This is a genomic window from Hufsiella arboris, assembly GCF_009834875.1.
Lineage (GTDB): Bacteria > Bacteroidota > Bacteroidia > Sphingobacteriales > Sphingobacteriaceae > Hufsiella_A > Hufsiella_A arboris.
In genome coordinates this window covers 643,415-667,993 of the sequence record NZ_WVHT01000002.1, presented here as the reverse complement: position 1 = coordinate 667,993, position 24,579 = coordinate 643,415, and the positions used below count along the sequence as shown (strand labels likewise).

Here is a 24,579-nt window from a genome sequence, read left to right as displayed (position 1 = left end):
GTCCTTATAAACTTAAACGCCGTTATATGACCAGAACTCGTACCCTCCTTCTTTCACTTGTCGCATCCCTAATTGCTCTTCTTTGCAGTACCACCGTTAACGCGCAATATTTCGGGCAAAACAAAGTGAGGTACAAAAATTTGAAATTTAAGGTTTATGAAACGCCGCATTTTAATATTTACTACTATTTACATAACGACAGTTTATTAAAGCGTTTTGCTAAAGAAAGTGAAATTTGGTATGACCTTCATCAACAAGTGTTTAGAGACACTTTTAAACGAAAGAATCCCGTTATTCTGTATGCTAATTCACCGGATTTCCAGCAAACAACAGCGATCGATGGCGAAATAGGCGTAGGTACAGGCGGTGTTACCGAAGGTATGAAAAACCGGGTAGTAATGCCGATTCAGCAAATCAATCAGCAAACACGACACGTTTTAGGTCACGAATTAGTTCACGCGTTTCAATATCATTCCTTGATTGAGGGAGACTCTACTAATCTGGAAAATATCGGTAATCTGCCGTTATGGATGGTTGAGGGTATGGCGGAATATCTTTCGATTGGAAAAACGGACGCTTATACAGCTATGTGGATGCGCGATGCTTATTTAAATAAGGATATCCCGACACTGCGCGACCTGACAATGTCCAATAAATATTTTCCATACAGATACGGGCAGGCGTTTTGGTCGTTCATTGGATCGACATACGGAGATACTGTTATCGTTCCATTCTTCAAATCAACAGCCAAATATGGTTATGAAATGGCAACGAGGCGTACATTCGGTTACGATGATCGAACATTGTCAAACCTTTGGAAAACGAGTATCGAGAATACTTACAAACCTTATTTAAAGGATACAGCGCAGGTTCCAATCGGGAAAAGAATTATCGATGAGAAGAATGGCGGTGATACTTATAACCTTGCTCCTGCCGTGTCACCCGACGGTCGATATGTCGCATTTTTATCTGAAAAGGACCTTCTCAGCATTGATTTATTCATGGCCGACGCCCAAACCGGGAGAATAATACGAAAGATATCCAGCAAGGCACGGGATAATCATATAGACGAAATTAGCTTTATTGAATCGGCCGGCGCATGGTCTCCAGACGGGAAGAAGTTTGCTTTTGCTATTTACAGTTCGGGCAGAATACGAATGTCCGTTGTCGATGTCAGCTCCGGACGAACGCTTCTTACTCAAAGTATGGGAGACGTTGGCGAATTTGGAAATATGGCATGGTCGCCCAATGGCAATGATATTGCGTTCACTGGTTTAAAAAATGGTCAGAGTGATTTATTTATGTTCAATATGAACACGAAACAGGTTACTCAGCTTACAAACGATGTTTATTCTGATTACCATCCCGTATTTTCTAACGATGGAAAAAAGATAGCGTTCAGTTCAGACAGAACCACATATGACAAAACCAATAAAGGCGTGGACATATCGTTTAACCTCGCTGTGATGGATCTTGCCACAAGAAAGATTACAGATATCAAAGTTTTCGATGGTGCTAATAACCTTAATCCTGCGTTTTCCGCTAACGATCAACAGCTTTATTTTCTATCCAATCGTGACGGATTCCGGAATCTTTACCGCTACGAGCTGGCAAGTGGAAAAGTTGAGCAGTTAACCGATTACTTCACCGGTATAAGTGGTATTACCGAATTCTCTCCTGCCGTGAGTGTTTCGCGTAACGACGATATTATTTATTCTTATTACCGAGCTCAGAAATACAGGATTTACAATGCGAAAGCGGCCGATTTTAAGCCGGTCAGCGTAGATCCAACAGCTATTAATCTTGAGATTGCAAAGCTCCCACCTATCAAATCGTTTGGTGTAGATATCATAAATACCAATTTGGATAATTTTGAGCGATTTGAGCAAATCACGAGCGATTCAGTAAAACAGATTGCCTATAAGCCTCATTTCAAACTCGATTACATCTCAAGTAATGGTTTCGGTGCCTCTGTCGGACAATACGGCGCAGGACTTGCCAGCGGCATTCAGGGTATTTTTAGTGACATTCTAGGACGAAACCAGATTTACGCTGCGGCCGCAATAAATGGTGAGATATATGATTTTGGTGGCCAGGTGGCTTACATTAATCAGCAAAGCCGTATCAATTGGGGCGGATCAATTTCTCACATCCCTTACCAGGCAGCTTATCCTTCAGATGATGCAGAAGAAATTGACGGGAACACTTATTACCGTTCAAGTTACGACCTGATACGCACTTTTCAGGATCAGGCGACAGTTTTTGGAAGTTATCCCTTTTCACGAATTCATAGGTTTGAATTGGGCGGATCGTTTTCCAATTACTCGTACCGTATTGACAGATACAGTGATTATTATGAGTTAATAAACTCCGGCGGTCAAACATATCTTGGTAATTATGTCGGTTCCGATAAGAAAAAAGTGTCTCTTGACGAAGCGAATTCTTACTATGAGCAATACGGACTTCGATTTCAGAACTTTAAGGTATTTGGTATTAACACGGCGTTGGTAGGCGACAATTCGTTCTTCGGTGTAACTGCTCCTTTAAATGGATTCAGGTACCGTATCGGTTATTCAAATTATTACGGTGATTACAAATTTGGTGAAGCAATTGTTGACTTGCGCCGATATATTCGTTTGAAACCAATAACGATCGCCGGAAGACTTTACGGAGATATTCGTACCGGTCCTGATCAAAATAAATTGTATGCAAATTACGTCGGGTACCCTTACCTGATACGAGGATACGAATACAATTCTTTCTACAAAAACGGTTATTTGCAGGAATCCGTTAACGGCAGCGGGTTTAATATTAACCAGTTGATCGGAACTAAAATAGCCGTTGCCAATGTTGAAATTCGTTTGCCGTTTACCGGCCCGAAAAAACTCGCTGCAATTGAATCGAAATTTTTGTTTACTGATTTAAATGCATTTTTTGATATGGGTTTGGCCTTCAATAAGGATTCTAAGGTTGCTTTTAAAGGCAAACCAGATGTTGTTAAGCAAGTTATAAATCCGGCAACCGGCGAGTATGAAGATGTCCTGGAACGAGTTCCTGCAATGAGTGCAGGAATTTCTCTACGCGTCAACGTGTTTGGTTATTTTGTTTTGGAACCTTATGCGGCAATTCCTTTCCAGCGTACCGATGTTAGCGGACCTGTATTCGGGCTTACATTCGCTCCTGGGTGGTAATATCGGAAATATAAAAGTAAAAGGGGTTGGCTTAAAAAGCTCAACCCCTTTTTTGTAACCCACACTTTTAAAATTTATTAAATTTATCCGGATAGAGATTAATTGATGTACCAATAACTGTATGACACTGTTTAAATCAACACTAATTTCATTTTCAATTTGCTTAGTTTTCTTTGTAAAATCGGCTTTTGCGAGCTCAGTTTTTATCCAGAATGACACAACTAAATCAATCAGCTTTTCAGATAAGGTCAAACGACTAACGACTCCGATCGCGGAAAAAAGTGTTGAGGATTACAAAGAAGGGCAAAATGCAAGGGAGCAGCGTAAGGTTATCGGTCAAATAGAAAATTTAAATGAGAAAGTTAAAATTCTGCTCAAAAAAGGAATCGACACCACCCGATTGTTAAATGAGATTCAAGCTGGCAAATCAGCTTTGAATGTTGTAAAGGATGGAATTTTTTTCAATAAGGGAACATCGCAAACACAACGTAATCTTGCAATTTCTGGCGTAATATTAAACGATCTTTTATCTAAATTCACAGCAAGAAAGATTTTAGTAGATCGCTATTCAGATAGATTAGTTGGCTTTAGAAGCGATATCGACTCGCTGGGAACTAATCCTGTTCTTTTTACTTTTCCCAAAGATTCCGCCAAGGTCACTCATTATCTTAAAAGACTTATAGTTATTGGACGTGAAGCCGGTCCGGTCGACTCACTACTAAGCAATGCTATAATCAGCGTTCAAAATATTCAAAATAAACTCGACCTGCTTGTTTTTGAGTTACGCTCTTCGATTGAGGATATTGAATTGTATAAAAAACAATTGAGCGAAATTTCGTTTGCGAGAGAATTTCCAAACATTTATGAAAAAGAGCGTTATTCCAGGCCTTTAAATGAGATAATAGATATTTCTTTCGCTAAGGAAGTCCTTGCTGTTAAATTTTACGTAACCGACAATGTTGGCCGTTTTATAATATTACTAACCGCAATCGTACTCTGTACAGTATTTTTAAGATCGGTAAGAGGAAAACTGAGAGAGGAAAACAAACTCAGGACGGATTTTGAGGAGCAATTATCCTTGCGCTATCCGGCTTTATCTGCCATGGTAATCTCCATCAGTTTGTTTCAGTTTATATTTCAAAGCCCGCCGTTTATTTTAAGTTTTGGGTGGTGGCTAATTGAAATTGTGTGTCTTAGTATTATCTTCTATAAATTTATTAGTCCGTTTTGGATGAGATTTTGGATTGTAATTTCGCTACTTTTCCTGGTAGCAAGTGTTGATAATATGATTTTACAGGCGTCCCGCCCTGAGCGGTGGGCAATGTTGGTCACATCACTTTGCGGTTCAATATACTGTTGCTATATTCTTTTTAACCATCACAAACACGAGTTGAAAGAAAGCTACATTCTTTTGTTTATCAGATTTGTCGTGTGTTTTGAGGTGCTATCTATCATACCTAATATTTTTGGCCGCTATAATCTGGCAAAAAGCCTGATGATCAGCGGATATGAAGGCATTATCATTGCAATCTTATTTTTGTGGACTGTCAGGTTTTTAAACGAAGTGCTGTTGCATGCTTCAAGCATTTACGAACGTCCGGATAAAAAATTATTCTATCTGAACTTCAACAAAATCGATGAAAAGGTTCCAGGCTTTTTTTACATTTTACTAGCTGTAGGCTGGTGTATCTTGATCGGCAGGAATTTTTATATACTTCAGCAGCTCGTTTCTCCATTCAACGATTTTTTGAATGCAGATCGGTCCATTGGTGAGTATACATTTTCTATTTACGGGCTGGTTATCTTCCTGCTTGTCATGGTTTGTTCCATGGTTTTGTCAAGGATAGTTTCTTTCTTCGCCGCCGAATCGGACAGTTTTCAGCATGGCACTAAAGAATCGAAAAAGCTAACACTTGGAAGCTGGATACTGTTGGTTCGTATTTTCATCATAAGCATGGGGGTGTTTTTGGCTTTTGCGGCATCGGGAATTCCACTCGATAAACTCACTATCATACTTGGCGCTTTGGGTGTGGGTATTGGCTTAGGACTACAGGGTTTAGTTAATAACCTGGTCAGCGGCCTTATTATCGCATTTGAAAAACCGGTTAATGTTGGTGATTATGTTGAGGTAAATGGTCAGTTGACAACCATGAAATCGATAGGATTTCGAAGCAGTATTGTTAAATCGGTTGATGGTGCTCATGTAATAATTCCTAACGGTGATTTGCTGAGCCAGCATCCTGTCAACTGGACAATGAACAAAAACGTGAAGAGAATGGATTTAACAGTTGGCGTAGCTTATGATACAGATCTTGAAAAAGCCAGAAACGTACTTAAAGAAATACTTGAAAGTGATGATCGAATTCTGGAGCAGCCGGCACCTGCTGTCTTCGCCCAGGAATTTAGTAACAGTTCAATAGATTTTAGATTATTCTTTTGGGTTGGCAACATAAGAGATTCATCCGCGGTGAAAAATGATGTTATTTTAAAAATTTCGACGGAATTTAGGGCACATAAAATAACAATACCATTCCCTCAGCGTGATATAAATTTAAAAAATTATCCGGGAGGTAATTCTGAAGAAAACATGCTAGACTGAATTCGCGTTAGGTCTATTTATTTACTTTCATGCGCTTAAGGCTAAAAAAAGAGGCGGTAACGAAGAGCTATTGATTATAATGAAAGTGTGAATCTACCTTGCTATCTTTATTCTATATTGCGAAAAATGTTTTAAAAGGCAATAATTCCGGTTTACAGGTGTTTATATTATAGTCTATTTAAAACATCTATTTACCTACGATGACTGTGTCTCATGGAACAGCATCAACAAAAATTTATTTATGAAAAAGATATTTTTAAGTCTGTTAGTCTCAGGTTTATTCCTGTCAGTAAACTCATTAAAAGCACAAACTGATTCGACCGGCACTAAGCAGTCTACAGGAACCAGCTCTACAAGCTCAAGTAGCGGAGCGACAACAACGACTGCTCAAACTGAGATGGCACCTAATAAAACCATCATCGAAAATGTATCCCAATCGCCTGATTACAGCACTTTGGTTTCTGATTTAAAATCTACGGGTTTAGATCAAACATTGACAGGCAGCGGCCCTTATACAATCTTCGCTCCTACCAATGACGCTTTTACAAAACTGAGTGCCACCGCTTCAACTAAAGATAAACTTGCGGAAATATTAAAATATCATGTGGTGCCAGGTAAATATACCTCACAGGATATTGCAAAGGCAATTGTAAAAGGTAACGGCTCAACGACCTTAACAACTCTTAATGGCGACAAGCTCATTTTTAAAATCAACGCTAATAAGAATTTAGAGCTTTCTGATTCGAAAGGTAATACTGCATTGGTAACTGCATTTGATAAGCAACAATCAAATGGCGTTGTTCATGCAATAAATAACGTATTGCTGCCTAAAAACAGCATCTGATCCCTTATACCCCTCTCTTATGTAAAAAGAGCTCCCTAAAAACAGGGGGCTTTTTTTTATGAAGCCTGCAATAATTGCGTTTTTTCCATTGTTTTAAAAACAATGTGTTCAAAGTCAAGACCGATCGTAAGGTCAATCCAATCGGGGTTAACATTTCTAACTAATTTTTCTTTCTGAGTACGTGTAAAGTGGCTAATAAGTTCGAAACGCTGTATTGCTATATTTTCACTATTCAGTTCCTCAAAATATATAAGCCTCGTTAATTGCTGACTATTATCGAAAAACAGGTTAGGCATATCCCTGTAAAACTTCATCGTTTTCATTAAATCAGAACTCATTCCAACATGCAGTGAAGCCCTGTTTCGATCCGTTACAACATATACATACTTCTTCATAAAAATTAATTTGATAGCTAATTGAATTAGCTTTTGTTTATGTTCAAAAAATATTGCTAACTTTATGAGCATAAAATTACTAATTATTTTAGCATAAACAAATTTATTTTAAAATGAGTAACATATCATCCAATCTTAAATATCTGCGAAAGCAAAAAGCTCTCACTCAACAGCAATTTGCTGATCAGATGGAGATTAAACGTTCGCTGGTCGGAGCTTACGAAGAAGACCGTGCAGAGCCTAAGTACGAATTGCTAAAAAAATTCGCAGAGTTTTATGAATTGTCAATGGATGAGCTGGTGAATGAAAAAATTAATGAGAAGTGGAAGCCAAAACAGCGATCGGATGCAAAAGTGAGGGTTTTGAGTGTTTCTGTTGATCAAAACGACCGGGAAAATATTGAACTCGTTCCGGTTAAAGCTAGTGCCGGATATTTAAATGGCTACTCCGATCCTGAATATATAAGTGAACTGCCGAAATTTCAATTACCTATGTTTAAACAGGGATCTTACCGTGCTTTTGAGATAAAAGGCGATTCGATGCTTCCTTTGCAACCGGGAACAATAATCATTGGTGAGTACCTGGAAAATTGGAACGATATAAAGATTGGCGAAACATATATCGTAATCAGCAAAACGGAAGGAGTTGTTTATAAGCGTGCCGGCAGTAAACTTCGTGAAAATAAGCCGCTTAAACTGGTATCGGACAATGCCGTTTATGAACCTTATACTATCTCAGCAGAAGACGTACTTGAGGTATGGAAATCAAAAGCATATATTTCTACTACATTTCCCGAGCCTGCGCCAGAACCTACTATGGAAAGCTTAACCAGTATGATGGCACAAATGCAGAAATCTATTTCGAAACTTCAGCAAAACAATTAAACCCTTTTAAATTCAAAGTGTCTATTCACTAAATCTAAATTTAAAAGAAATGAAAAAGTTAATGTTTTTTCTCGCCTTTTCAATGGGCATTGTTTCGTTAAGCAAAGCTCAGGGCGGCAGAAACATGGGTACTCCCGAAGAAAGGGCTCAGAAAAATACTGATGCGCTTGTAAGTAAATTGAAACTTACCGACGATCAGAAATCTAAGATCTACACAATTAATCTCGATCAGGCAAAAAAAGTTGACAGCTTATTCAAGGCTCCGGGCGATATGCAGGAAAAGCGTCCGGCTATGATGGCGCTTAGACAAACAAGTGATACCAACATCAAAGCGGTATTAACCGATGATCAGAAAAAAGAATATGACAGCTGGTTGGAAGAAAGACGAAGCCAGATGCGTAACGGAGGCGGCAGGCCTCAGGGTAATCAATAAGTTTAAACCGGCGAAAGCCGGTTTTTTTTGTTTAACATATTTTAACAATCCGCCAAATAAACCAAACGAGGTAATCAGCTTCTAATATTTAAACAACAATGAATATGAAAAAGTTAATTTTTGGAACCGTTATAATGTTGGGATTCGCTACTGCGAGTTTTGCTCAGCAAGATAGTTTACATCACCACGTAAAGAAAACACCAGAGCAGCGTGCTGAAATGACAACAAATGTTTTGGATAAGAAACTTGCTCTAACAAGCGACCAGAAAGCAAAAATTTATGCTATAAACCTGGAAAGAGCTAAAAAAATGGAAACAATGCGCGGACAGAAGGATGCCGACCATAAAGCAATCAAAAGTGAGTTTGCAGAGAGCGACAAACAAATAAATGATCTATTGACTGACAGCCAGAAAAAAACCTATGCAGATTTCAAGGCGCAGCAAAAACAGAAAATGGAGGCAAGAGCCGGAGGAAGGGGACATAAGAGAGATATAAAAGACTCCAGCTCTAATTAATGCTCCGGGCGGCACTTAAAAAGGTGCCGCTTTTTTTATTTTTGATGAAATTTAGTTTTGATAGACATCGTTCAACAATTTCATCAAAAACTGCAAGCCCGCGATAAGGACGGGTTGTTACGCAGTCTACCGCCAGAAACTGGTCTTATCGATTTTTGCTCGAACGACTACCTTGGTTTTTCCCGATCGCCCGAACTTAAACGTATTCTCAACGAACAGACCAACCTTCACTCCTATCAGATCGGCTCAACAGGCTCACGATTAATTTCTGGTAATACCACATTTGCCGAAGATTTGGAAACTTTTATCGCAGAATTCCATGAGTCGAAAGCTGCGCTGTTGTTCAACTCGGGTTACGATGCAAATGTTGGTTTATTTTCCTGCATCGCGCAACGTAATGACACCATTATAAGTGATGAACTTATCCATGCATCGATCATTGATGGTATACGGTTAAGTCATGCTACACGCTATACTTTCAGGCATAACGACCTTAACAGCCTCGAGAGCAAGCTCAAAATAGCAAAAGGAAATATTTTTATTGCAGTTGAGAGTGTTTATTCAATGGACGGTGATTTATCGCCTTTAAAAGAGATTTCTGCCCTGGCGAATCGTTACAACGCAGCGTTAATAGTAGACGAAGCACATGCGGCGGGTGTTTTTGGCCATGAAGGGCGAGGATTGGTTCACGAATTAAATATGCAGCAAGATGTTTTCGCTCGTGTCATTACCTTCGGAAAAGCTTTTGGAACACATGGAGCGGCAGTACTTGGCAGCAAAACACTTCAGTTATACCTGATCAATTTTGCGAGATCTTTTATTTACACCACAGCGCAAAGTTTTCATAACCTGTTGAGTATAAGGGCAGCTTACACTTTTTTGCAGATGTTTAATCACCAGGAACTTATTCATCAGCGTGTTTCCATATTTAACAAGCTTTTAAAATTGAATGACATTGATAGCAGATCGCCGATTAAGAAAGTTATTATCGGCGGAAACGAAAAAACTAAAATGCTCGCCTCTGATTTAAAAAAACAAGGATTTGATGTAAGAGCGATACTGGCTCCGACCGTACCGGCCGGGATGGAAAGACTGCGGATTTGCATCCATACACATAATACACATAGCGAAATTGAACAGTTAACGACAGCAATTGTTAATTATCAGAACCTCTAAATGAAACCATTATTTATTTCGGGCATAGGAACCGGCGTTGGTAAAACAGTCGTATCGGCAGTGCTGGTAGAAAAGCTTAAAGCCGATTATTGGAAACCAGTTCAATCAGGAGATCTGGAAAACTCCGATACACTCACTGTAAAAAGCCTGGTAACAAATGATAAATCCAACTTTTTTCAGGAAGCATTCCGCTTAACTCAACCATTTTCTCCTCATAAGTCCGCCGCTCTGGACAATATCGAAATCAAGTTAAACGATTTCATTTTGCCGGAAACTAAAAATCACCTGGTGATTGAAGGCGCCGGTGGCTTGATGGTTCCATTAAATAACCAGGATTTGATTATTGATCTGATACAAAAACTAAACGCAACGGTTATTCTTGTTGTACGCCATTATCTGGGAAGCATTAATCATACGATGCTTTCTATTGAGGCATTAAAAAACAGGAAAATAGATATCGCGGGACTTGTTTTCAACGGTAATTCAGACGAATTTTCAGAAAGCGTTATCTTGGAGCAAAGCTTATTGCCAGTAGTAGGGCGTTTGCCTGACTTACCATCAGTAACGAAGGGTGAAATAGCCAAGTTGGCCAATTTTATAGAAATTTAAAAATGAACAAAATCGCAGTTATCGGTTCCGGAACTATGGGGAACGGCATCGCCCATACGTTTGCCCAATTCGGATTTTCAGTCACCCTGATTGATATTCGCACTGAAGCGTTGACTAAGGCATTGCAAACGATTTCTAAAAACCTGGACCGGCAGATCGCAAAAAGCATATTGACAGAGACGGATAAAGCTGCGATTCTTTCGAGAATATCAACTTTGGACAACCTCTCTAATGGCGTTTCAGACGCGGATTTTATTATTGAAGCTGCAACTGAATCCGAGGATTTGAAACTTAGGATATTTAAGGAGATTTCCGAAGCAGCAAAATCACACGCTATTCTGGCTACTAATACTTCTTCCATTTCCATTACAAAAATTGCGTCCGTTACCAAAATTCCCGGAAAAGTCATCGGCATGCATTTTATGAATCCTGTACCTGTGATGAAACTTGTTGAAGTAATTGCTGGCTTTAACACTTCAGATGAGACAGTCGAAAAAGTAATGGAGCTGGCCGGAAAGATTGATAAGGTACCAGTCAAAGTAAATGATTATCCCGGTTTTATTGCAAATCGTATTCTTATTCCGATGATAAACGAGGCCATTTATTCTTTATTTGAAGGAGTAGCTGGCGTACAGGAAATCGATACAGTTATGAAATTAGGCATGGCGCATCCGATGGGCCCGCTGCAATTAGCTGATTTTATCGGCCTGGACGTTTGTCTCGCCATCCTGCAGGTATTATTCGAAGGTTTTAAAAATCCAAAATACGCCCCTTGTCCCCTGTTAGTAAATATGGTAAACGCCGGCCACCTTGGAATAAAAAGCGGTTCCGGATTTTATAATTATTCGAATGGTACAAAAGATTTAAAAGTTGCCGGTAATTTTATTTAATGTCATTTTCTGTATTAACAAAGAGTATTCTTAAATTTATATATCCGGAATTTATTCATTAACACTCAGATCCGTCCGTTTTTTAGCCGCAGATTAACCTGGTCAGAGTTATGGCTTCAAAATCTTTCAATGACAATAAAAATGAGGGCGCCAATAAATCTCCCAATGGTCGTCCTGCCGAGATAAGTAGGCATTCCATGTCTATTCAGACAAAACTGACAGTTGGAGATGCAAATGATTCGTACGAGCGTGAGGCAGATTCAGTAGCAAGTTCTGTGATGAGTATGACCGGTGCGGGCTTTGTGCAGCGAAAATGTGCTGATTGCGAAAAGGAAGAAGCTGGTAAAGTACAACGTAAACCTCTTACCAACGCTATCACAAGATTGCAAACTAAAAGCGAATCTGGCGCTGAAGTGAGCTTATCCGCCGCTCAATCGATTGATTCATCAAAAGGAAATGGTAACAGATTGGATAATCAAACCCATTCATTTATGAGTGATCGATTTGGAAGAGATTTCGATGATGTTACTATCCATACGGACACAGAGGCAGTTCAACTTAATCGCAGTTTAAATGCGCGGGCTTTTACAGTTGGCCGGGATATTTATTTCAATGAGGGTCAATATCAGCCAGGATCGGCTACCGGAAAATATTTGCTCGCACATGAACTGACACATGTCATTCAACAAAATCAATCTTCTACGGCTCAGGCTAAGTTTATTCAGCGCTATTCAGGATGCAGTGATACACAAGATACAACCGTTACGGATGACCACAGTCGCGCACGAACGATGTTGAGCAATGCCATTGATACTATTAGTTCCTATAACGGAACAAATCCTACGAAAGTCCGCGATGCATTGTCAAAGCATTTTAATGGTGCAACCAGCAATGCTTTCGCAACCTGGGTCAATATGAACTTGCGAATTCTGTGGGGTTTAACATGGATGGCCGGATATGAATGCTATACAGGTGGAATTATGGAAAGACAGTGGGCATGCCAGGGCCGGGATTTGGCTACGACATTCTGGTGCGTACCAACGGTCGCTATCAGATTATGTCCATCCTACTTCGGAGAATCAGATACTGAGCGTTCAACAACAATGATTCATGAATGGGTTCATAAATACGGATGCAATTTTGATCTGGGCTATGAGCACGAGGACGACTATGGCAATAATTCAACCGTAACTCAACTGCTTAACGCAGATTCGTTTTCAAATTTGATAAGGGATGTTCAGTAATAAGTTAATTTTATACCATATAAACAAATGAAAAAGACACCCAAACATCTTTTATTTTCACTTACGTTACTGCTTTTCTCATTCTTATTTTCGGAATGTAAAAAGGCGGAACCGGCCGTTGCAAACGAATTGATTATAGGAAAATGGGAACTCAGATCGAGTTTTAACGGGTTATCAGGTTCAGAAACTAAATATCTGGCCGGCAATGGAAACGAACTTCGTTTCACAACAAACACGTACGAGATTTATTCAAACGGTAAAATCAGTCAAAACGGGCAATATCAAATTGCTAAAGTAAAATCTGTCTTATCCGGCGAGATGGTTGATCAAATAATTTATGATAACAACACGAACTCTGTTCATGTCACGATAAAAATTCAAAATAACCAATTAACCTACGCAGTAGACGCATTTGACGGGCCAATTAATATTTACGAGCGATACTGATTAAACACCTCTTAACTCCGCGATGTCACTCCACGGCACTCCATACAATTTTGACAGCCGACATTTTTTCGTTCTCAATTCGAACATCACTAACCTTTCTAAATCCATTTTTAAGATAAAAATCAAGCGGCGACAAATACACTGCACCGTCCGATTTCAAGGTGTTTGATTGATCGATGGCCCAGGCATTAAGTTCCTGGTTGTCCTGCTTCAGTTTGTCCAGCATAAATTTTCCGTAACCTTTCCTGTGTATCGAGCTATCCAAAATAAGAGCAAACCATTTCGATTCATCTCTTGTAAATGTCACTGCCCATCCTTTTAGCTGACCAAACTCATCTGACAATAAATAATGCGACGGCTCAATCAACGTGTTTAGATATTCCCTGAAACTATTTCCGTCAGGATGAACCAGGCTTTCAGGATACTCGCTATTCCACAGTAACCGAATCTCTTCCAATTGCTGATCATAGAGCGAACTTGTATAATGGATTTGCATAAATGCAAGGTAAGAAAGCGATCACTTTTTTATCCAGCCTGTTAGCCCGTTATTTTTAACGAGGTAGAACCGGTTAAACTCGCCAATCACATTCACTTGATTTCCCTGCACAAGTACCGCTTTCTTGGCCGATAAAGCATCCGGGTTTTGAAGAAGTTCGTAGTTAGATGAAAGTGTAAGTTTCCGTATTGTCTTATCAATTGAAACCAGCTGGCTAGCACTGATGAATCCGCTGTGATTGTCTGGCAATGTTACTTTAAAATAGTTCGCTGTGGCTGCTTCTACCAATACGGGAATGCCGGCAGGCAATAATTCTGCAGAAGTCTCAACGTTTGTAGCCTGCATTAAACGAGTACCAGGAGTCGCCGTCCGCATACTATCATTCAAAAAGTTTATTTTGGCCGCAATTGTTGGTGGTTTTACAGTAGTTTTTTTAATAAAAACAAGTGGATCGATTGCCCCCTCATTACTATAAATTCCAAAATGCAAATGAGAGGGTGTTGTCCGCGCATTTCCCGTGTTCCCAACCAGTCCGATTGTATCGCCGGGTCTCACGTTCTGGCCATAACTAACTGTCTGACTATCCAGATGAGCATAGTATAAAGTATAATCTGCATCTTTTGGCCTGAGAAATACAACCTTTCCGCCGAGATTGTTATCGCCGGGTTGAACGGTACCTTCAGCCGCAGCAAGGACCGGTGTTCGAAAGGTTGCGAAAATATCAATCCCTTCGTGACGGCGAATTCCTGCATCGCGATCGGCACCGAATACACTTTCTATTCTCGGGTTTCCGGAAGAAGATACCGGAAAAGACAGACTTGGCCCGGACGTAATCGTCAAGGTATATTCGCCGCTTCGTAGTAGTTCCGGTTGCAGTCTCAACAGGTAGGTACCTGTCCGTTTTATTTCCAATTCTAAAACTTTCCCGCTTGTGTCTGCGGAAGCCATTAATGAACGATCATTTGCCTCCTGTCGCCATATATCCATAAAAACCGAAAAATCAGTAGCCGGATTTTTTGCTAGTGAAAATGTTAACTTTTCTCCCCGGGTTGCATTGAATTGAAGTGCTGTTGCGTTAATTCGATCTGAAGCAAAATATCCGGTTTCTTTATATGGTATCTGGATTTTGAGCGGCTTGTTTAAACTATTATCGGCGGCTTGAAACCACTGTCGTCCCATAGCTGTTTGCTGCAAGCCGGCATTTTTTATTTTATTACCATATATTTCATGCGGCGTTAATTTTTTAAAAAGTCCTGCCGGCCCGGTTGTGTTGCATGCTGAAAAAAACAAAACTGAGCATAGCAGAAATATGAGAGGCTGGTATCTGAACATAGTTATTGTTTACAAGGATAACTTGTTCTAAAATCGAAATGTTTGTTAGCTCGTGTGAGATATAAACTTACAGCACCCCAGCTACTTACAACTAACTACTAACTTGCCGCCAACACTAATCATCATCGTCATCTTTTTTTTGCTCCAGAATAACAAACGCACTTCGCTTTGGCGCCGGCATTATAGAATCTTCGCCTTTGACGAATTTCCAAACCACTTCATTTAAATCAAGGTCGGGAGCTTTATCCTCATTGGCAAAGTCAAATAATTCTGAACGCTGGCTGCTTTTATTATTAGCAATATTTCGCCGTTCAAGATCAACCAGAGCTGGTTTAACTGCATAAGGGCTAAAATCGGGTTTGCTGGTAAAGCATTCGAATAATGGTGTCGCGGCAGCATCATACTGGCTCATGGGCGATAGTCCCAAAATAAGTTCCATAGTTCGCAAAAACGCCGAAGTTGAATACATGGTATGAATAACGGCGTTTCGTTTTACATAAGGTCCGATTACGAAAGCCGGCGATCGGTGTGCATCAACATGATCCGGGCCATTTTGTGCGTCATCCTCCAATATAAATACAACGGATTCATTCCAGATCGAACTATGTGAAAGGTGATCAATTATTCTGCCCACTGCAAGGTCGTTATCAGCAACAGCGGCAAACGGGGTGTATTTCCCTTTCCGCTGCCCGCTTGTGTGGTCGTTAGAAATACGAAGGGTATTAAACTGTGGAACCTGATAAATCGCCAATAGCGAGTCGAAATCGTTTTGCCATGCGTCTGCTCTCACCTGATCCTTAATGTCCATATCGAATCCGGGAGATTTTGGGCTCATATGCCCTACCAGCGATTTAATGTTCGCTTTTCCATATTCACCAAACTCACCATAGCTCCTGTACGATATTCCGGCGCGTTTGCAATAATCCCATATAAACCCATCTTTTGGGTATGTCACCGGGCGCCCGCCTTCAAAACTGGTGCTTCCGCCTCTGTTTCCGTAACTGGTCGGCCATGTTTTTTCTACGACGTCCGTTGCATATGCCGCCATACTCCAGTTATGGCCATCAGCGCTTACTTCAGCATCTACATAAAAGTTGTCAAGCAACACAAAATCTTTTGCCAGTGCGTGATGATTTGGCGTGATATTTTTCCCAAACAGACACAACGAACTGTCTCCATTTCCTTCGGACATATCGCCAAAAACCTGGTCGTAAGTCCGGTTCTCTTTGATGATATAAAAAACATGTTTTATCGGCGAGCTATCGCCAACTTTTTGCGGGATGGGATTTCCCCGGACGCCTTCCGAAATCGCGACTTTTTTGTCGGTAAAAGGCGTATTTGCGTAAACCTGTTTGGTATATTCTTTCAACTTATTTTCCTTAGGAGGGTCGATAAATGATAAGGACCCCTTAAACAATCCACCGATGTATTGCAAGCGACTGTTATCGGTACTGCCAAACTGATACCCGCTGTTGTCAGCCTTTGATATTGGTTGCGGCCCTTTTGGATTGGCCATGGATGTGAGTCCTTTACCGTTAGTTACCAAAATTTTGCCATTTACATTCTTAACATTTGTTGGATACCAGCCTACTGGTATGAAACCCATACTTTTACTGTTTCCAGATTTTGATACGTCGAAAACTGCCAGGCAATTATTATCCGCATTTGCAATATACAGGGTCTGTTCATCATCGCTTAAGGCCAGGCCGTTTGTTGTTGAACCGGTAAGCTGAGTTGGATATAAGGTTGTAGAAAAGGTCTCTGTTATTTTCCTGCCTGATGTACTGATCACACTAACCGAGTTATCGTTCGCATTGGCCACATATAAAACGGTGCCTTTTTTATTAAGCAAAAGCTCATCGGGATGGTCACCGGCAGGTATTGTAGCAGAAATAACATTTGACTTTGTGCTGACTACTGCGATAGATTTTGCTCCCCAAAGCGATACATATAAAAAATCTTCGGCAGGAGATAAAATACAGCTATAGGCAATAGCAGGAAGCTGCACTTTGTTAATGATCTTTCTGGAGACAGGATCGATAATATAAAGACTACTGTCTTCCTTGGTCACCGCATACAGCGTAGAATTGCTTCGGTTGACAGCAATTCCTGTCGGGCAGATTTTGGCGGTTGGCCAGGGTGCTCCTAGTATAATAGTATCTGGTTTACCGAGCTTGTTCTTGCTGATATGAAAATTTAATATCCAGTTATCATTTCCACCGGACGCATATAATTCTTTTTCATTTGAGCTGAATGTTAAACCATACCAGGACTTACCTACAATACTTTCATCCAGAATTTTTTCAGCTTTTGGATCGATCAGTTGTATCGACTGCGTACTTTGTCCGTTGTTAGTAACGGCAACCAATTTCTTCGAACGACTAACCGCCATATTTAAGGGCAGATCACCGAGTTGCAAAGAACGTCCCACCGGGCTGATTTTCCAGCCATTAGGCAAAAGCACCTGGCCCGTTTGGTTGGTTTTACCCGGCAATTGAGCCCATAATCCATTAAAGGCAAATACGGTCGCTATTACAAGCGATAGTTTTTTAAAGTATAAACTCATTTCATAACTAATTATGCAGACTAAAGGCAACTTGGGCCCTTACAATGTATCCGTTGTTTGCCGATTGTAATTCTCTGATAGCTCCCGATGCAGGAACAATACTTCTGGTAGCATAAAAAACCGGTCCACCACATAATGAGAATGCCAATCTGGAATTTTCGGGAACCAGGTTCAGTGACGGCCCAATCAGTAATCTCGCACCACCTTCTGCTTCTTCTTTATCCCAAAAACCTTCTAGGTCTTCGCCAACAGCTTCAACACCCGCGAAAAATCCGCCAGCGATGCGGTGATGAAAACCGGCGCTGGTAACCAGGTCAATCTCATCCCTATTGCTATCGAACGCTTTTTCTAACCTCAAATTTCCGGTAAGTCTCCAGTTCAAAGCGTCTAAGGAGCCGGTAATTCTGCTAAAGAGTGATTTCACATTTGTATAATCGCGGCTTACTCCGATACCAAGACCGAGTCTCGGGCCGAGTAGTTTCTTTCCGCCGAAAAAATCACGGATTACTTCAGCCTGCTGTGCACTTCTTAAACTTCCCCCATTTTCCAAACCTAATCCCAAATTGGCATACAAAGTGAATCGGTTTCCAAAATAACCCTTGAGCGCAAAATGCTGATCAACGCCGTTGTAACCAAAAGGGCCCGAAACGCTTTCACCATAACTTCCCGAATAGTTGAAATTCCAGAAACTGGCACCCTGTGTTAAGGTGTTAACAGAAAACAGGAATGGCTGAATTTCAGAGCCGGATTTCACTGGTGCGAAGGACTTTTGTTGTGCCTTGCCGACCGAACAAACGGCCATTGCCAGAAGTAAAATACAGGTAGAGTTTTTCATCAGAATTATTTACTACGAAGCTATTCCAGCAGTATTAACAAATTGTAAATTCGCCGTTAATGAAACGTTTTTAAAGTAACAATCCTATGAACATTAACAAACAAGGTCGCTAATTTATATTTTTAAGAATGTACAAATCAAAGTCTGAGGTATGGCAAAGAGGACCGATTGAAAAGGTTCCGGCATTGCTGCAGCCGGTTGCGCATGCGTTATTGCAAGCTAAGGAGGAAGTTCGCGAGCTTACAACTGACTTTCCACAGACGTTGCTTTGGACAAAACCTGCCGGCTGTGCGTCAGTAGGTTTTCATTTACAGCATTTAAGCGGTGTGCTCGACCGTCTTTTTACTTATGCCAGGAACGAAACACTGTCGCAAAAACAGTTCGACGAACTGGCTGCCGAAGGCAAACTCAATGAAAAAATCAGGCTGATTGATTTGGTTGAACGTTTCGACAAACAGTTGGACATCGCAATTGAACAATTGAAAAATACAGATGAACGTATATTAACGGATTACAGAGCTTTTGGCCGGGCCAGGCTTGCCTCAACGGTTATCGGTCTTTTATTCCACGCAGCGGAACATACTATGCGGCACGTTGGCCAGCTTTTAGTGACTGTAAAGGTTCTTAAATGCTATAAGACAGACGACGACATATCTTCCGAAAATGAATAGCGCATTATGAAACAACTTTATACCTTTATTTTCTGCTTAATGGCCACTTTAGCATCCGGGCAGAAGCTCAACACCCATTTTATTGAAAAGCTTCTGAAAAAAAATTCCAATCTTTTTGACAGTATTTTAAAAGCACCCGACCATAAGCAGGTTCAGATTCTGTATACGCAGATCGATCGCGATAAAAACAACATTCCGCATTTCAAGTCTTACGGTTACCGTGTTGATCCTGAATGGTATTTCTATCCGGCCAGTACGGTTAAGTTGCCCACGTTAATATTTGCACTTGAAAAGTTAAACAAGCTCAATATTCCCGGCTTAAACAAGACAAGCACCATGATTACTGATAGTGCTTTCAAAGGGCAAACCAGGGTTTTAAAAGATTCAACTTCGGAAAGCGGCTTGCCAAGTATTGAGCATTATATTAAAAAAATCCTCTTAACCAGTGATAATGATGCTTACAACAGGCTTTTTGAATTCGTCGGCCGTTCGGAAGTTAACGCCAGGCTGAAAGCAAACGGAGTATTGCATAGCAGAATTTTAAATCGGCTTGCTATCGGTGATGGCGGCGAATCTGCAAAACACACTAACCCGATTAAATTTTATGACGGTGATAAGCTCGTTTATTCCCAGGAAGCTCAATATGATGAAAAAGATTATCCGCTTACCCTGACCAACCTCACCCGTGGCCGCGGTTATATGAATTCGGATGATAAGCTGGTGATGCAGCCTTATAGTTTCGCTAATAAAAATGTTTATACGGCGGCGGATCAGCAGCATATTTTAAAAAAGCTTCTTTTTCCGGAAGCATTTCCCGGCAATGAGCAATTTTATTTGAAGCCGGATGATTATACATTAATCTATAAATACATGTCTATGTATCCAACAGAAAGTGATTATCCGAAATATAATCCCAAAGAGTTCTGGACGGCATACAGCAAATTTCTGTTTTACGGGCATGATCCGGCGGCTAAAATTGATTCGAACATCCGCATATTCAATAAATACGGCGACTCATACGGTTACGTAATCGACAACGCTTACATTGTAGATTTCAAAAATCATGTTGAATTTATGTTATTCGCTGTTGTTCAGTCAAATAACGATGAGATTTATAACGACGAGAAGTATGAATACGAAACAGTTTGTTATCCGTTTCTAAAAAATCTCGGCCAGGTAATTTACCAACACGAACTTACACGCAAGAAGAAATATCTCCCCGATCTAACCAAGTTTAAACTAAGGTAAACACCCAATGGCTATTACAATACCTATTTTAAGAATGTTCGATTACGAAAAGGCAATCGAATTTTATGTGGGCTGGCTCGAATTTAAAATCGACTGGGAAGATAAAAAGGAAAATACTCCCATTTATATGCAGATCTCCAAAGGAGAGATAATCTTAAACCTTTCCGAACATCATGGCGACAGTACTCCGGGATCCCGGGTGTTTATCAGAAAGTTCGATAAAATCCAGGAGTTTCATAAAATGCTTCTCGACAAAAAGTACAAGTTTAACCGGCCTGGCATTGAAACGGCATTCTGGAATCCTGAAGCGTTGGTTACAGAAGTGATCGATCCGTTTGGTAACAGGCTTACCTTTACGGATAAATAGGATTATTATGATTTTTGGGCGTTGGATTGAGTTTTATTACCGGCGTTTTATACGTCACTGAACTATCCGGCTTCATAACCGGCATTTTAGAATGAACGTCCATCCTGGCAATCGGCATTTTGTAATATTGTTTAAATGGAGTTACTTGACTTATGGGATAATGTTTAACCCGCATTGAATCCAGGCTAAGAGAGCTTAAGAAATTCCTGCCAATTTTCGTTGAATCTGTTGGAAAACTTAATGTTGTATTTTTAGGTTTAACGGAAGCGAAAGTCCCTTTGATACCGAAAAGGACTAAAAAGGAAACGAGTAAGCCAAATTTCATATAACGAATGCTGATAAGCTAAAATAAACATTTAGTATTAACCAATAAGTTAAAATTAGTTAAAAATACGCATCCATTTTACTGTTATCACGACAAGCTTCGATGATTACCTAACCATAAACAAACCTAAATCCTGGGCAACCACTCTTCTGGTATTTTGCACAAATCAGTTTCATCACACCAAACCATCGATGTGATAAACCATCTTTCGTTTTTAAAAACATACTCGATATAATTCACGCCGCGAGGCCACCTTTCTATTTGTTCCCTCTTGAAGCTGTATTCGTAAACGCTCCTGCGTTGGGCAATCTTACCGAATATTTCAGTTTTGTCGGCAATTTCCTGTTGTGCAAAGAAACTGGTATTGCCAGCTTCAATCTGCTGCATCATAGCCTGGGCGAAACTTTGTACCGTAAATTCCAGCGGTTTTTCAAATGTGTTATTCAACAAATTACCTGTTCCTAAAAACAAGTCCTGCAGTAAATCGAAGTTTGGATAATGTTCCTGGTCGAACGATATGCTTTTATAAAAGCTCTCAGTAAGATGATCGATGTTCTGAATAGTCATATCTTAAACAGTTTCTTTATAAAACCAAATGCTTCCGGAAGTTTGACATATACCCCATCCGGTTTAATTTCCACGGGATAAATAGTTATATAATCTCCCTGCCCCACTGCTCCTCTCCCGGTTTCCAAATCATACTGATAACGATGATACGGGCAAACAAGTTTTTTATTTTCACACCAACCTTCACTTAAACGGGCACCGGCATGCGGACATTTAGGCTGGGTCGCATAAAATTGGCCGTCGGTTTTTATAACACATATATGTCTGCCAGCTGCCTTTAGGCTTTCAACGAAGTCATTTGCCTGTAATATATCCGGCCCGTAAATTTTGACGTCCTTCATCTTGTGCCGCAATAGTTATATTTGCAGGCTAAAAATACATAATGCCCCATCAAATACCAGCCGACGGAACTTTATTGCCTTTAATGGAGGAATTTTACACCATCCAGGGTGAAGGTTATCATACCGGCAAGGCTGCGTATTTCATCCGTTTGGGAGGCTGTGATGTTGGCTGTCATTGGTGCGATGTAAAAGAAAGCTGGGATGCAGAACTTCATCCGCTTACTGCTGCCGATACTATAGTCGAAAATGCGGCGAAGTATCCGGGAAAAACAGTTGTTATAACCGGCGGCGAGCCACTAATCTACAACCTCGATTATCTGACATCCGAACTGCAAAAACGTGGTATAAAAACATTTATTGAAACTTCGGGTGCTTATCCGCTTTCCGGCAATTGGGACTGGATATGCCTTTCGCCTAAAAAGTTTAAAGCGCCACGCCTGGATGTGACACCATATGCCGGGGAATTGAAAGTTATCGTTTTTAACAAAAGTGACTTTGAGTGGGCTGAACAATATGCTACACAAGTTTCTGAAAATTGTAAATTGTATCTGCAGCCAGAATGGTCCAAAGCTCAAGCAATTACCCCTCTTATCATCGACTACGTAAAGGAAAATCCAAAATGGGAGATTTCCTTACAAACACATAAATACCTCAACATTCCCTGATTTAAGGCAAGATTCGTAACTTGAGGCGTTTTCAACACCAGTTATGAAGTCTTTTTTTCTTGTTTTAACAGTATCGGTTTCCTTTACTGCTTTTGCCCAAAATGCATCTAAGGTCGCGGCAAAAGAAGCCTACGCTGAAGCTGGTAAGTTTATAAGCTATAAATCCTACGATAAAGCGATCGAACAGCTTAAAACAGCTGTCACCGCGGATAATAATTTCACTGCCGCCTATCAGCAATTAGGGGACATTTATCGCCGGCAGCAACGATTTCAGGAAGCTAAAGAGAGCTATTTAAAGGTTATTTCCATCGACCCGAATTTCTATGCTCCGGCCTATTTAAGCCTGGCGGAAAGTGAAATCAATACCGGCGATTATCAGAACGCTATAACCCACCTTACAAAATATCTCGGTTTTTCTGATATCAGTGAAAGCGGGAGAAAAACAGCAAATAAATTTTTGCAGGATTGCAGTTTCAGCACGCAGGCCATAAAAGACCCTCTTCCTTTTAAACCGGTTAACCTTGGAAATGCCGTTAATACTACTAACCAGGAATACCTGCCCGTGGTAACAGCAGACGAAGAAACTCTGATATTTACCAGGCAGGCAAACGGAAATGAAGATTTTTATAAAAGCATAAAAAAGAACGGGCAATGGTCGCCTGCAATATTTTTAAGTAATAACATCAATACAAAGGAGTTTAATGAAGGCGCGCAATGTATTTCGCCGGATGGCTTATACCTGTTTTTTACAGGCTGTAACCGTCCGGACGGTATGGGACGCTGCGATATCTATTTTTCAAAACGTGAAGGAAAAAACTGGAGTCAGCCCTTTAACATTGGCGCGCCGGTAAATTCGCCCGGATGGGAATCTCAACCATCGCTGAGTGCTGATGGAAAAACACTATATTTTGTCAGTACACGCCCTGGTGGTTTAGGTGGTTATGATATATGGAAATCAGACTTAAAGGAAGGTGGCTCATGGTCAGAACCTGAAAATTTAGGGCCGGAAATTAATACCCCATTCGATGAGCAGTCGCCTTTTATCCATCCGGATAATGAAACGCTATATTTTTCGTCCAATGGCTGGCCTGGTCTTGGCAACAAGGATTTATTTATGAGCCGTAAAGATGTTTCGGGAAAATGGCAAAAACCACAAAATTTAGGATATCCGATCAATACTTTTGGAGAAGAAAGCGGCCTTTTCGTAAGCAGTGATGGTAAGACTGCCTTCTATTCGGCCAAACAAAAAGATGGCAATGGCAGCCTAGATATTTACAGCTTTCCAATGCCTGAAAAAATAAGGCCGCTTCCTGTTACTTACGTCAAAGGATTAGTTGTAGATAAAAAGACAAAGGAACCACTCGATGCCGGTGTTAAAATCACAAATTTGAAAAGCGAGCAAGTGGTTTACGACGATACCTCAGATGATGAAGGGATTTTTTTAGCTACAATGCCGGCGGGAAATAAATTCGCATTAAATATTGAACGCGAGGGCTATCTTTTTTATTCCCAGAACTTTTCATTAGACAAACCGGCCTCTGCGAATAAGCCATTCATTCTCAAAATAGAGCTTCAGAAAATTGAACCGGGGAATATGGTGGTGTTAAACAATATCTTCTTCGATACAAATAAATACGATCTTCTCCCAGAGTCTAAAACAGAATTACAGCAACTGGTCGACTTTCTTAATAAAAATCCTAAAGTTTCTATCGAGATTTCCGGGCACACAGATAATGTCGGCGACGAAAAATTGAACCTGGTTCTGTCTCAAAATCGGGCGAAATCGGTTTACCAGTTTCTCACCGAACACAAAATAAATCCGGCAAGATTAACATATAAAGGCTACGGCAAAAGTATGCCGGTTGCTGAAAATACAACCGAAACAGGCCGGCAGCAAAACAGAAGAACAGAATTTAAGATAACCTCTGTCTAATTATCA

The 24,579-nt window shown here is 40.4% G+C and carries 24 protein-coding genes; 16 read left to right on the top strand and 8 right to left on the bottom strand.

Going from position 1 to position 24,579, the window contains the following annotated elements; all coding sequences use genetic code 11:
* The first annotated feature begins 26 nt into the window (after positions 1–26).
* The 3 genes from GS399_RS06665 to GS399_RS06655 all read left to right on the top strand — a co-directional run bounded on the left by GS399_RS06665 (position 27) and on the right by GS399_RS06655 (position 6,634).
* Positions 27–3,191: a basic secretory protein-like protein gene (locus GS399_RS06665; RefSeq protein WP_160843810.1), complete on the top strand. Its 3,165-nt coding sequence runs from the start codon at positions 27–29 to the stop codon at positions 3,189–3,191.
* Between the two features lie 121 nt (positions 3,192–3,312).
* On the top strand, positions 3,313–5,790 hold the full coding sequence (locus GS399_RS06660; RefSeq protein WP_160843809.1) for a mechanosensitive ion channel family protein: 2,478 nt from the start codon (positions 3,313–3,315) through the stop codon (positions 5,788–5,790).
* 241 nt (positions 5,791–6,031) lie between these two features.
* Entirely contained in the window at positions 6,032–6,634 is a 603-nt protein-coding gene (locus GS399_RS06655) for a fasciclin domain-containing protein (protein ID WP_160843808.1), read from the top strand.
* Between the two features lie 56 nt (positions 6,635–6,690).
* Here GS399_RS06655 and GS399_RS06650 read toward each other — a convergent pair whose 3' ends face one another.
* On the bottom strand, positions 6,691–7,029 hold the full coding sequence (locus GS399_RS06650) for a GIY-YIG nuclease family protein (RefSeq protein WP_160843807.1): 339 nt from the start codon (positions 7,027–7,029) through the stop codon (positions 6,691–6,693).
* A 113-nt stretch (positions 7,030–7,142) separates the two neighbouring features.
* Here GS399_RS06650 and GS399_RS06645 point away from each other — a divergent pair, with 113 nt between their 5' ends.
* From GS399_RS06645 to GS399_RS06610, 8 genes are all read left to right on the top strand, one after another.
* Entirely contained in the window at positions 7,143–7,913 is a 771-nt protein-coding gene (locus tag GS399_RS06645; protein ID WP_160843806.1) for an XRE family transcriptional regulator, read from the top strand.
* 49 nt (positions 7,914–7,962) lie between these two features.
* Positions 7,963–8,346: a DUF4890 domain-containing protein gene (locus tag GS399_RS06640; RefSeq protein ID WP_160843805.1), complete on the top strand. Its 384-nt coding sequence runs from the start codon at positions 7,963–7,965 to the stop codon at positions 8,344–8,346.
* Positions 8,347–8,450: 104 nt separating this feature from the next.
* A complete protein-coding gene (locus GS399_RS06635) occupies positions 8,451–8,861 on the top strand; it encodes a DUF4890 domain-containing protein (RefSeq protein WP_160843804.1) in 411 nt (136 codons plus the stop codon).
* Positions 8,862–8,918: 57 nt separating this feature from the next.
* Positions 8,919–10,037, top strand: coding sequence for an aminotransferase class I/II-fold pyridoxal phosphate-dependent enzyme (locus GS399_RS06630; protein WP_202409390.1), 1,119 nt, complete (start codon positions 8,919–8,921; stop codon positions 10,035–10,037).
* Positions 10,038–10,646, top strand: coding sequence for a dethiobiotin synthase (gene bioD, locus GS399_RS06625; protein WP_160843803.1), 609 nt, complete (start codon positions 10,038–10,040; stop codon positions 10,644–10,646).
* A gap of 2 nt (positions 10,647–10,648) precedes the next feature.
* Complete coding sequence (locus GS399_RS06620; protein ID WP_160843802.1) at positions 10,649–11,536, top strand: 3-hydroxyacyl-CoA dehydrogenase family protein; 888 nt, start codon at positions 10,649–10,651, stop codon at positions 11,534–11,536.
* Positions 11,537–11,646: 110 nt separating this feature from the next.
* Positions 11,647–12,780: an eCIS core domain-containing M35 family metalloendopeptidase gene (locus tag GS399_RS06615; RefSeq protein WP_160843801.1), complete on the top strand. Its 1,134-nt coding sequence runs from the start codon at positions 11,647–11,649 to the stop codon at positions 12,778–12,780.
* Between the two features lie 27 nt (positions 12,781–12,807).
* Positions 12,808–13,227 (top strand): hypothetical protein, encoded by a 420-nt coding sequence (locus GS399_RS06610; protein WP_160843800.1) that lies wholly within the window; start codon positions 12,808–12,810, stop codon positions 13,225–13,227.
* A gap of 25 nt (positions 13,228–13,252) precedes the next feature.
* On the opposite strand, the gene GS399_RS06605 is transcribed toward GS399_RS06610, so the two are convergent.
* From GS399_RS06605 to GS399_RS06590, 4 genes are all read right to left on the bottom strand, one after another.
* Positions 13,253–13,723 carry a GNAT family protein gene (locus GS399_RS06605; RefSeq protein WP_160843799.1) on the bottom strand — a complete coding sequence of 157 codons (471 nt, stop codon included), beginning with the start codon at positions 13,721–13,723 and terminating at the stop codon, positions 13,253–13,255.
* A gap of 21 nt (positions 13,724–13,744) precedes the next feature.
* Positions 13,745–15,055, bottom strand: a complete 1,311-nt coding sequence (locus GS399_RS06600; protein ID WP_160843798.1) for a M23 family metallopeptidase — start codon at positions 15,053–15,055, stop codon at positions 13,745–13,747.
* A 115-nt stretch (positions 15,056–15,170) separates the two neighbouring features.
* Entirely contained in the window at positions 15,171–17,621 is a 2,451-nt protein-coding gene (locus GS399_RS06595) for a bifunctional YncE family protein/alkaline phosphatase family protein (protein WP_160843797.1), read from the bottom strand.
* Positions 17,622–17,628: 7 nt separating this feature from the next.
* Positions 17,629–18,456, bottom strand: a complete 828-nt coding sequence (locus GS399_RS06590; protein ID WP_160843796.1) for a hypothetical protein — start codon at positions 18,454–18,456, stop codon at positions 17,629–17,631.
* 128 nt (positions 18,457–18,584) lie between these two features.
* On the opposite strand from GS399_RS06590, the gene GS399_RS06585 reads away from it, so the two are divergent.
* The 3 genes from GS399_RS06585 to GS399_RS06575 are packed head-to-tail and all read left to right on the top strand — an operon-like array spanning position 18,585 to position 20,742.
* The gene (locus tag GS399_RS06585; RefSeq protein WP_160843795.1) at positions 18,585–19,127 is read left to right on the top strand and encodes a DinB family protein; all 543 of its coding nucleotides are present in this window, start codon (positions 18,585–18,587) and stop codon (positions 19,125–19,127) included.
* Positions 19,128–19,166: 39 nt separating this feature from the next.
* The gene (locus GS399_RS06580; protein WP_237487882.1) at positions 19,167–20,375 is read left to right on the top strand and encodes a serine hydrolase; all 1,209 of its coding nucleotides are present in this window, start codon (positions 19,167–19,169) and stop codon (positions 20,373–20,375) included.
* A gap of 7 nt (positions 20,376–20,382) precedes the next feature.
* Positions 20,383–20,742, top strand: a complete 360-nt coding sequence (locus GS399_RS06575) for a glyoxalase superfamily protein (protein WP_160843793.1) — start codon at positions 20,383–20,385, stop codon at positions 20,740–20,742.
* Here GS399_RS06575 and GS399_RS06570 read toward each other — a convergent pair.
* The 3 genes from GS399_RS06570 to GS399_RS06560 form a co-directional block, all read right to left on the bottom strand.
* Entirely contained in the window at positions 20,729–21,067 is a 339-nt protein-coding gene (locus GS399_RS06570; protein WP_160843792.1) for a hypothetical protein, read from the bottom strand. The two genes, GS399_RS06575 and GS399_RS06570, sit on opposite strands and share 14 nt — an antisense overlap.
* Before the next feature lie 126 nt (positions 21,068–21,193).
* On the bottom strand, positions 21,194–21,634 hold the full coding sequence (locus tag GS399_RS06565; protein WP_160843791.1) for a hypothetical protein: 441 nt from the start codon (positions 21,632–21,634) through the stop codon (positions 21,194–21,196).
* Positions 21,631–21,975 (bottom strand): Rieske (2Fe-2S) protein, encoded by a 345-nt coding sequence (locus GS399_RS06560; RefSeq protein ID WP_160843790.1) that lies wholly within the window; start codon positions 21,973–21,975, stop codon positions 21,631–21,633. Before GS399_RS06560 ends, GS399_RS06565 begins: the two co-directional genes overlap by 4 nt.
* Before the next feature lie 41 nt (positions 21,976–22,016).
* Here GS399_RS06560 and GS399_RS06555 point away from each other — a divergent pair, with 41 nt between their 5' ends.
* Together GS399_RS06555 and GS399_RS06550 are read left to right on the top strand one after the other, a co-directional pair.
* Positions 22,017–22,640, top strand: coding sequence for a 7-carboxy-7-deazaguanine synthase QueE (locus GS399_RS06555; RefSeq protein ID WP_160843789.1), 624 nt, complete (start codon positions 22,017–22,019; stop codon positions 22,638–22,640).
* A gap of 43 nt (positions 22,641–22,683) precedes the next feature.
* The gene (locus GS399_RS06550; protein ID WP_160843788.1) at positions 22,684–24,573 is read left to right on the top strand and encodes an OmpA family protein; all 1,890 of its coding nucleotides are present in this window, start codon (positions 22,684–22,686) and stop codon (positions 24,571–24,573) included.
* Positions 24,574–24,579 lie beyond the last annotated feature (6 nt).

What these genes read in the sequence shown, in the direction of transcription:
- GS399_RS06665 (WP_160843810.1), top strand. Translation starts at nt 27, where the DNA reads ATGACCAGAACTCGTACCCTCCTTCTTTCACTTGTCGCATCCCTAATT.
- GS399_RS06660 (WP_160843809.1), top strand. Translation starts at nt 3,313, where the DNA reads ATGACACTGTTTAAATCAACACTAATTTCATTTTCAATTTGCTTAGTT.
- GS399_RS06655 (WP_160843808.1), top strand. Translation starts at nt 6,032, where the DNA reads ATGAAAAAGATATTTTTAAGTCTGTTAGTCTCAGGTTTATTCCTGTCA.
- GS399_RS06650 (WP_160843807.1), bottom strand. Translation starts at nt 7,029, where the DNA reads ATGAAGAAGTATGTATATGTTGTAACGGATCGAAACAGGGCTTCACTG.
- GS399_RS06645 (WP_160843806.1), top strand. Translation starts at nt 7,143, where the DNA reads ATGAGTAACATATCATCCAATCTTAAATATCTGCGAAAGCAAAAAGCT.
- GS399_RS06640 (WP_160843805.1), top strand. Translation starts at nt 7,963, where the DNA reads ATGAAAAAGTTAATGTTTTTTCTCGCCTTTTCAATGGGCATTGTTTCG.
- GS399_RS06635 (WP_160843804.1), top strand. Translation starts at nt 8,451, where the DNA reads ATGAAAAAGTTAATTTTTGGAACCGTTATAATGTTGGGATTCGCTACT.
- bioD (WP_160843803.1), top strand. Translation starts at nt 10,038, where the DNA reads ATGAAACCATTATTTATTTCGGGCATAGGAACCGGCGTTGGTAAAACA.
- GS399_RS06620 (WP_160843802.1), top strand. Translation starts at nt 10,649, where the DNA reads ATGAACAAAATCGCAGTTATCGGTTCCGGAACTATGGGGAACGGCATC.
- GS399_RS06615 (WP_160843801.1), top strand. Translation starts at nt 11,647, where the DNA reads ATGGCTTCAAAATCTTTCAATGACAATAAAAATGAGGGCGCCAATAAA.
- GS399_RS06610 (WP_160843800.1), top strand. Translation starts at nt 12,808, where the DNA reads ATGAAAAAGACACCCAAACATCTTTTATTTTCACTTACGTTACTGCTT.
- GS399_RS06605 (WP_160843799.1), bottom strand. Translation starts at nt 13,723, where the DNA reads ATGCAAATCCATTATACAAGTTCGCTCTATGATCAGCAATTGGAAGAG.
- GS399_RS06600 (WP_160843798.1), bottom strand. Translation starts at nt 15,055, where the DNA reads ATGTTCAGATACCAGCCTCTCATATTTCTGCTATGCTCAGTTTTGTTT.
- GS399_RS06595 (WP_160843797.1), bottom strand. Translation starts at nt 17,621, where the DNA reads ATGAGTTTATACTTTAAAAAACTATCGCTTGTAATAGCGACCGTATTT.
- GS399_RS06590 (WP_160843796.1), bottom strand. Translation starts at nt 18,456, where the DNA reads ATGAAAAACTCTACCTGTATTTTACTTCTGGCAATGGCCGTTTGTTCG.
- GS399_RS06585 (WP_160843795.1), top strand. Translation starts at nt 18,585, where the DNA reads ATGTACAAATCAAAGTCTGAGGTATGGCAAAGAGGACCGATTGAAAAG.
- GS399_RS06580 (WP_237487882.1), top strand. Translation starts at nt 19,167, where the DNA reads ATGGCCACTTTAGCATCCGGGCAGAAGCTCAACACCCATTTTATTGAA.
- GS399_RS06575 (WP_160843793.1), top strand. Translation starts at nt 20,383, where the DNA reads ATGGCTATTACAATACCTATTTTAAGAATGTTCGATTACGAAAAGGCA.
- GS399_RS06570 (WP_160843792.1), bottom strand. Translation starts at nt 21,067, where the DNA reads ATGAAATTTGGCTTACTCGTTTCCTTTTTAGTCCTTTTCGGTATCAAA.
- GS399_RS06565 (WP_160843791.1), bottom strand. Translation starts at nt 21,634, where the DNA reads ATGACTATTCAGAACATCGATCATCTTACTGAGAGCTTTTATAAAAGC.
- GS399_RS06560 (WP_160843790.1), bottom strand. Translation starts at nt 21,975, where the DNA reads ATGAAGGACGTCAAAATTTACGGGCCGGATATATTACAGGCAAATGAC.
- GS399_RS06555 (WP_160843789.1), top strand. Translation starts at nt 22,017, where the DNA reads ATGCCCCATCAAATACCAGCCGACGGAACTTTATTGCCTTTAATGGAG.
- GS399_RS06550 (WP_160843788.1), top strand. Translation starts at nt 22,684, where the DNA reads ATGAAGTCTTTTTTTCTTGTTTTAACAGTATCGGTTTCCTTTACTGCT.